Here is a 3753-nt window from a genome sequence, read left to right as displayed (position 1 = left end):
AACGAACGATATCGTTGCCATCATTAAAGGGCTGATGGCATGAAGATGTTTGTTGATGTGCCCACCGTTTATTTATGTGCGGATGTGGTCGATTTTCGTAAATCGATTAATGGATTAGCCGCCTTTGACGGTTACGTTGGTTGTGGGAATACAAGCAAAGGTCCATGGCATAGCATAGCTCGAAAACCCCAGGAATAGAGCAAGCGTTGAACAATGAGTATCTGAAGAAAGCAGGATTATATTCACTAAGAGATGGATGAATCGCAGTTCAATATCCTGACCAGAAAGTTTAAGTTAGGTGTTTTAAGTGAACCGCCCTTTGTGGAGCCGCATGCAAGGTGCTGTGGGGGCTGAAGGTTCGATACCTCTGGCTACCCGATTAGTTGTTTAAACTCAGCAAAGGGATATTACTTTCCCAAACATAAATCATACCATTTACTTTGTAATTGCTGCCTGGTGGTTGCCATAAGTTTGTTTCTTGGTGCTTTGCACCTAGTCGATGATAGAAACTGCGTGCACTTGAGTTATCCTCTAGAACTTCAAGATAAACACCTTTATGTTGAAACTTTTCATCTGCCCACTTAGCAGTTAAAAACATCAGATGTTTGCCAATACCTTTACCTTGGCCTAATTTTGAAACATGTAGATTATCGATGAGTGTTCCCCATTGAGAACTCTCATTACCAAAAGCACAAATAAAACCACAAATTTCATTGTTATCAATAGCTACTAAAACGTATTGATTATTTTTTGGAGACGATAATCGATTAGTCCAAGACTCCTTGCGTTCTTTCCAAACATCATTATCAAGGAAATTATCAGAAAATATTCCTCTATATGATTCTCGCCAACTTTCAGCATGCAATTTAGCTAATCCGTCTAAGTCATTAAAATCTGCTACTCGGTAATACATATATATATAAACTCCAATAACAACTAACGTTTTAGTATTTTGCGTTGCGTTGTTTGCGACGCATAAATCGCTTGTTGGACTTGGCCGATGCCATACCCAACTTTAATAGGTTGTTCTGATTACACCTTTTAAGGTGGATTTTGAACTGTTTCATCTTTTTCTATCGTTCAGTTTCTGTTCTGAATAAAGCAGGATTATATTTACTAAGAGATGGATCGCAGTTCAATATCCTAACCAGAAAGTTTTGAGTTAGGTGTTTAAATGATCCGCCCTGTGCGGAGCCGCATGCAGTGGTGTGGGGGCCGGAGGATACTAGATACCTTTGGCTACCCGATTACACCTATTTACCAGATGCAGCTAAACCAACTCCAAAACTAATAAAAACACCACCACTTATTTTATTTAGAATAGCATTATCATTCCGTGATGAAAGCCTTGATTTAGCATAAAATGCGAAAACAGCATAAATAGTATGAATAACTATCACTAAAAAGCTAAATGTAGCAGCCAGTAAAATGAACTGTTGTGTATATTCTTGAGTCAAGTCTATAAATTGAGGGAAGATCGACATGAAGAAAATAACAGCTTTGGGATTCGAGACTGAAACTAAAAAACCATCCATAAAACATTTTAAAAAGGAACCTTCTTGTTCTTTTGTTATATTATTAGTGACCTCGCTACGTAACATTTTTATACCTAAATATATCAGATAAACGGACCCAGCAATTTTTATTATATTGAATGCAACAGCTGAACTCGCTAATACGACACCTAAACTTGTGGCCGAGATAATTGCTACTAACAATATTGCCAAAGAAATACCAAGTATTCCCGCAAATGATTTTAATAACCCTTTTTGAATCGAGTTATTTATAGTTAGCATTACAGCTGGGCCAGGCAAAAGGATAGTCGTAATTGCCACACCTATATATATTAGATAACTTTCCATACACACTCCTCTGATAGGTATTACGCTTATTGAAGGGCGCAATTTTTTAAATCGGCCATTTAAGTTACTGATTAATAATACCCTATATTTTTCATCTTATTAAAGTAAAACAATAAAATATGCCTCATGTTAAAAAACAAACCGAGGTTGTGCGTAAAGTAAGATTTGCTTTCATTGTACTAAAAGCTAAAGATAACAATATCAAATGATTAGTATTTTGATTAGCTGCGGCCTGTTTATTCATTAAGCTACATTCTGTTTTTGTTGTGCAGCCTCAATAGCAAGGGACTCTCTATATTCAGCAGCTTCTGCTTTCATTGTCCAACGAACATCAGTAATGCCTTGGTTAACTACCATTTGTTTAATTTCAGCTAGCGATGTTCGGAAAAATTCTTTTCTCGGATTCACTTTATTTATAGACTCGTGATTAAAGCGTCTATGTAGTTCTTTCTCTAGTATTGGTGCATCTTCACTGTACAGCATCGCATGAACATCGAAAGAAAATGGTACAGAAGCATCACCAAGTTCTTTTACTCGATCCAAGGGCTCTAATCGTCTAGTCATACCGATTTTGAATACATTCTCACCAAAACTACCGACGTTACTTATTACGTAAACATGCCCACGTCGTGTCTGCTGTGCCATGGAGAGTGCTCGTTGTCCTCTTTGTTCTGCTTCTTTCAGCTTGCCTTCTAATTCAGCTAACTGAGCTTCGAACTCCATGCGTTGCTCTTCATTGGCATTGTCTAACTCAGCCCTGGCATTTTCTAGGGCTTTTAGAATCAAGCGTTCTTCTTTCTCAGCCTCTTTAATTGCCTTCTCTATCTCTTTTCGAGCTTTTTCTTCTTCACGTATCTGTTGCTTTATCTCGCGCTGTTCTGCTAATTCAATTTGGCGCAATTCATGTGTAGAAACAGCCCACTTGAGTTCTTCTTGTCTAGCATCTAGGAAGCTCTGATTAATTCGAGCGTTCCTGAAAGGTGCTCCATTGTAGTTTACCAATGCAAAGGCATCATTGATTTCTTGTTTAATTTTACCGAAGTTATCATGCTTAACTTTTGCTAATGCTGAGTCAACTTTCCCATTGAATGCATCCACAGCGAAGTGAATAGCGTAAGTTTTTCTGCGTATTTCTACATAGTCGCATTCACCGGCATACCCTTGCTTAACCATGTCTTTTACACGCTTACGGGCTTGCTTTAACTGTTCTCCCGCATCTTTAAAACTGAATTCTTCCGCTAAGTCATCTAATACTGAATGGTTAGGGATAATGTAATCGTCCCTGTATCCTTCAATTGTATTTTTCATCGCTCGAATTGCTGTTTCGTATGAGTCTGCTTTTAACTTAGCATCATATGCATCACCAGCTACTTCTTGCGCCTGAATTTTTGCTAACTCAATAATTCTATTTGCTTCTTCATACGCTTCGTTTGTCAGGGTAACAACTTTTTCTTTAATGTCCTTTAGCTTTTGGTTTGCTTTAGCATTTAGTTCTTTGGATTCAGCTTTGATGTTGGCGGACTCTAGCTCGGCATCGGTGATTAGCTTTTCCGCTTTTGAATGACTTGAAATGGAAAGTTCTCTGGCTTTTTCCTCTGCCTTTTCTAAAACATCTTTTGATTGAGATATATAGGATTCAGATAATTCGGTTGTTTCATTAAGTATTTGCTGTAGGTGCAACTCCATATCAATGATCGGACTGTATTTCTCATTAAGTTCTTCTACCTGTTTCAGTGCAGTATTTAGTTTCGATGTGATTTTTTCAAGCTTAACCTCAATTCTCTTGCGTTTCCGATTTGATAGCCACGGATAAATAAGAAGTATGGATACTATTAAAAGAGTAATTATTATAGCAATTGTGTTTCCTAGTCCGTCTGGTCCCATTGGGGTG

General features: G+C 37.8%; 4 protein-coding genes. 1 reads left to right on the top strand and 3 read right to left on the bottom strand.

The genetic code is table 11. The annotated features are described in order from the left end of the window. The first annotated feature begins 39 nt into the window (after positions 1-39). Positions 40-198, top strand: a complete 159-nt coding sequence (locus tag H5202_RS19065; protein WP_182773454.1) for a hypothetical protein — start codon at positions 40-42, stop codon at positions 196-198. A gap of 181 nt (positions 199-379) precedes the next feature. Here H5202_RS19065 and H5202_RS19060 read toward each other — a convergent pair whose 3' ends face one another. From H5202_RS19060 to H5202_RS19050, 3 genes are all read right to left on the bottom strand, one after another. After that, a complete protein-coding gene (locus tag H5202_RS19060) occupies positions 380-913 on the bottom strand; it encodes a GNAT family N-acetyltransferase (RefSeq protein ID WP_182773452.1) in 534 nt (177 codons plus the stop codon). 340 nt (positions 914-1253) lie between these two features. Then, complete coding sequence (locus H5202_RS19055; RefSeq protein ID WP_182773451.1) at positions 1254-1862, bottom strand: LysE family translocator; 609 nt, start codon at positions 1860-1862, stop codon at positions 1254-1256. A 243-nt stretch (positions 1863-2105) separates the two neighbouring features. After that, positions 2106-3753, bottom strand: a 1648-nt coding sequence (locus H5202_RS19050) for a DUF4041 domain-containing protein (protein WP_336244820.1), incomplete at its 5' end; no start/stop codon positions are given.

Source organism: Shewanella sp. SG41-4 (genome assembly GCF_014164505.1).
Taxonomy (GTDB): domain Bacteria; phylum Pseudomonadota; class Gammaproteobacteria; order Enterobacterales; family Shewanellaceae; genus Shewanella.
This window is presented reverse-complemented; position numbering and strand designations above follow the sequence as displayed.